General features: G+C 59.9%; 3 protein-coding genes. All 3 read right to left on the bottom strand.

Annotated elements, in window-relative coordinates; translation table 11 throughout:
* Window positions 1-1,721: 1,721 nt before the first annotated feature.
* Window positions 1,722-2,117, bottom strand: coding sequence for a hypothetical protein (locus RKE40_RS29320; RefSeq protein ID WP_316021686.1), 396 nt, complete (start codon window positions 2,115-2,117; stop codon window positions 1,722-1,724).
* A 14-nt stretch (window positions 2,118-2,131) separates the two neighbouring features.
* Window positions 2,132-2,485, bottom strand: a complete 354-nt coding sequence (locus RKE40_RS29315; RefSeq protein ID WP_316021685.1) for a hypothetical protein — start codon at window positions 2,483-2,485, stop codon at window positions 2,132-2,134.
* Window positions 2,486-2,643: 158 nt separating this feature from the next.
* Window positions 2,644-3,291 carry an HAD family hydrolase gene (locus tag RKE40_RS29310; RefSeq protein ID WP_316021684.1) on the bottom strand — a complete coding sequence of 216 codons (648 nt, stop codon included), beginning with the start codon at window positions 3,289-3,291 and terminating at the stop codon, window positions 2,644-2,646.
* Window positions 3,292-3,649: the final 358 nt, after the last annotated feature.

The following is a 3,649-nucleotide window of genomic DNA, read 5'->3' as shown; positions in this document are numbered from 1 at the left end:
CTGCTCTGCCGGTGCTTTCTCCGGCCCGGATTTCTGTCTCATCTGCGCTCCAAAATGGCTGCGATGATCCAGAAATCCTCCCTTCCCGAAAACCCCTGAACTGTCTCAAGGGCGCTGACGGCAGACATCGATCGCGTGGCATCTCGTGCCCGACTGGTCTTTCACGCTGCATTTGGCGAAGCTGAAAAGAAGCCGCGTGGCCGCCCTCGAAAAACACCGCTCGCCCTACCTAAACCAGGCAACGTCCTCACCGCGGACGCCGAGGAATCACGCCAGTTCCTCAAAACTATCCTTCCCGAAGGAAAGAGACAGGACGATCGCAACGCCAGGGAGGTCCAGCAGGCCCGCCACGGGCTGGCACTCATGTCGCACCGATTGGAGGATCTGGAACGCAACCCATCCCAGAATCCAAATGACCGTCGGCAGCCAAGCTATGTCGACCTTGATCGCCTTGACCCATCCCAGGAGGAGGTCGCTCGTCGTCGCGAGGAAGCCTATGAACGGCTTCAGGATTCAGTGATGGCTATCGCTGAGCGCAATCTCACGGAAGCTCTCAAAAGCGCTGACGAAACGTATGAGCCTAAACCAGTCGCCAGCGTTTCCGTGCCGAACGCGGAGGAGCCTCAGGCGCCCTTGCAGCCGACAGCGGCCGACGCTCCGCGGCCACAGGCAGAGCCAGCGTCGGCCGCGCCTGCAACTGGAGTTGGCAGTCGCCCCGCGTACCTCGACGAGAAGAACCCCAAGGGGACGCGGTATCGCTATGAGCCGTTTTCAATCCGCCCTGACCGCCCGCAGAAGGGAAGCAGCCCGGCGGCCTCCTCCCCAGCTCGAAGCGAAACCCAGGCGGCGCCAAAGCGCCCTGCCGAGACGGTGAGCGCTCCGCCTTCGAAGCCGGCCCAGACCCCGGCCCCAACCGCGGTGCCGACCAAGAGCCCTGCCCCGGCCACACTGGGTCAGGTTTCATTGAAGGTGCCGAACGTCGCTCCAAAGGCCAGCGCCCCGACCGTTACCGGTACGGCCAAGCCGTCTGAAGCGAGCACCCCGGACAAGCAGGCGCTCTCAGCGCCCGCTCAGCGTGCGGCTACACCACCCGCCACGTCCCGCCCTGTTGAATTGAAGCCAAACACTGTCGAAACCAAGCCCGCATCGCCGGCGGCGTCCGGGGGCGAGCGAGAACTCGCACATCAACAGGCAAAGCCGGACCCGAAGGGGTCCTTCACGCTCACGCAGATGCCAACCAGGACAACCCCATCTCCCGTTCACGGACTCGTTGTGGAAGGCGCCAAGCCGAAGCCTCAAGCCTACGGACGTGACCTGGCGCCGACGCCCTCGGGCTATCCAACTGATAAAGGACCGGTTTCCCCCGCAAATCCGATCGCGGTCGAGCCCGAGCGTCAATCGCCAGTAACCGCTCTCCCCGCGCCGATGAAACCTGCTTTGAAGCGAGGCAAAAAGAAAAGGCTGGATCGAAACGATCGTGGACCCGACAGATAAATGGGTAAAGGCGGGGAGTTCGTCGCCCGACAGGTTGGCTGCACCCGAGCTTCAGGCGAGTCCCCTGCCCTATCCTGCGCATCGGATGGGATGGCGACGCTAGTCAGGCTGCGGGCGGGTGTGGCGCAGCTTACTGCGCCACCGACTGCCGCATTCAAGCGGCAGCAATCGTTTTCATTCCACCTCCCCTCCCCAGCGAGCCGCACGCGACCGCTTGAATTTCGAGGTCACATTGAGGCCGAAAGGAGCGCCCAGCGCCGTGCCCTCTCCATGAGCGAGCGATAGTCGCTGTCCAACAGGATCCGGACGCAGCGCCCATCGACGAAACAAGCGAAGAACACTTGCCGCGGATGCTGCTGGCTCCAGAACTCAATGTCCCCATTCCAGGCCAGAGGGCGGCCATCCGCTGGATATCCGGTAGCAGCAGCGCCATGAGTTGGCTGAGCGGGCCGATTTGCGGGTGGAGGGACTTCCTCGAAGGGGCCAAAAAGGTACCCATCTGCTGTGATCCGATAGACGTCACTGAAAACGCCGTCGAAGGCGCGGGTGCAAAACAGGGTTTCCGGGCCGAGCTTGGTTTCCGGCAAAGGCATCTCGCAAAAAAGCAGGTCGTATCCACTCATCGCTCAATCAGACCTCAACGACGCAAAGCCGTGCCGCGAAGCAGTTCGAGAGGGGCCTGGCCATTAAATGGCTGCGATTTATGAACGCGTGTCAGCCAATCTCGCTCTTGATCAGGTGACGCAAGGAGCTGTTGGAGCTCTGCGAAAACGCCCAGGATCGCAGAGAGCCGCATGAGCTCGGCGGTTTCGAGCACAATCGGCCCATTTGACTGCGCGATGCTCGACCAATCGGCAAATTGCGATGGATCGCATTGCAGGAGCGCAAGCCGGTCGCTCTCGGGCAGCTTCCAGCGGTCTGCGATGTTCAAGAACGTTCGCAGCCCTGGCCCGCTCACGCGTGCCCGTTCATCGAAACTCGGATCGGACATTCTAGCCTCGCAAAATATCCGGCGGCCGCCAGATCGATTTCATGGCCATCTCTTTGCTGCGCGCGGGCCTTGGATGAACTTGAAGGGGCCGCGTTCCAGATGAACGTCGGAAGTCACCGATTGGCGCTTATTGTTCCGCTGACGAGTTGTGAGCGCGATCAAGCGATTGCCGGAGAATTCAATGCTTCCTTCGCAGTGGAAATGCGCCCGAAGAGGTCGGTGACCTGTCTGGGGGCATAGATCGAAGGCCAGGAAGAAAAAGACGTTTCGAATTCGCTGACCGTCATGGCGTGGGCGCCTGCAGCGACGGGGGCCCACACATCGCCCTCGAGGTGATTGCCAACAAAAAGAATCTCCGACAGCCGCAGCTCGAGCTGCGAGGCCACCAACTGATAGATATCTTTGTGAGGTTTCATGATCCCGACCCGATAGGAGAGAACCAGGCCGTCTGGCTGGGCTGGCAGTTCTTCCAACATCGGTTTCGCATAGGGGATGGCCAGATTTGAGCAGACGCCGATCTGGAGCTGTGCGCGTTGCAGGGTTGCCCAGATCGATTTCATGCGCGGCCGTAACCTTAGCGAAGCGCACTCCGCCTTGAGATCCGCTTCCCATTGCAAAATCGTATCTTCACTGGGAGTTGGGTCGAATTGTTGAGCGAGATCTCTTATCCCCAACGGATGGGTCAGCGCTCGAACGGCGATGGCATCGTATTCGTTGTCAATAAGTTTGCGATACGGGTCTCGCTTGTCCGTGACTTCCAAAACGGTTCCGAAGACATCAAAGCAAATTGCGCGGGTCTTGGCCACAATCAATCAAATCCAAATGAGATTATTCGTCGATGTAGTGCTTGAAGGCCGGATCAATCTTGTTCGGCAGATGCTGTCAGAAGTTATCCACTACTAGTTGACGCCTTACTTCAATCAGAGCCTCAAGAGAGCCGGTCATGATTTCAAGGATGCGCGTGCATCGAATTGTGGTGCGTTTATGGGGCGGATTAGCCATCCCTTCCCCGCTTCGGCCGACGTCAGAAACTGACGGATGTTGTTGAAAAAGTCGGCGTTGCTGCGGGCGTGAAGTCCTGATTCAGTCGCCCTTGCGGAGGGCGGCGCGATGATGGGCGAGCGGCAGGTGGCGCAGGAGGCTCTGTTCTACGAGTTCAGCCTG

The organism is Allobosea rubneri, from assembly GCF_032464875.1.
GTDB classification, from domain to species: domain Bacteria; phylum Pseudomonadota; class Alphaproteobacteria; order Rhizobiales; family Beijerinckiaceae; genus Allobosea; species Allobosea rubneri.
This window is presented reverse-complemented; position numbering and strand designations above follow the sequence as displayed.

What these genes read in the sequence shown, in the direction of transcription:
- RKE40_RS29320 (WP_316021686.1), bottom strand. Translation starts at nt 2,117, where the DNA reads ATGAGTGGATACGACCTGCTTTTTTGCGAGATGCCTTTGCCGGAAACC.
- RKE40_RS29315 (WP_316021685.1), bottom strand. Translation starts at nt 2,485, where the DNA reads ATGTCCGATCCGAGTTTCGATGAACGGGCACGCGTGAGCGGGCCAGGG.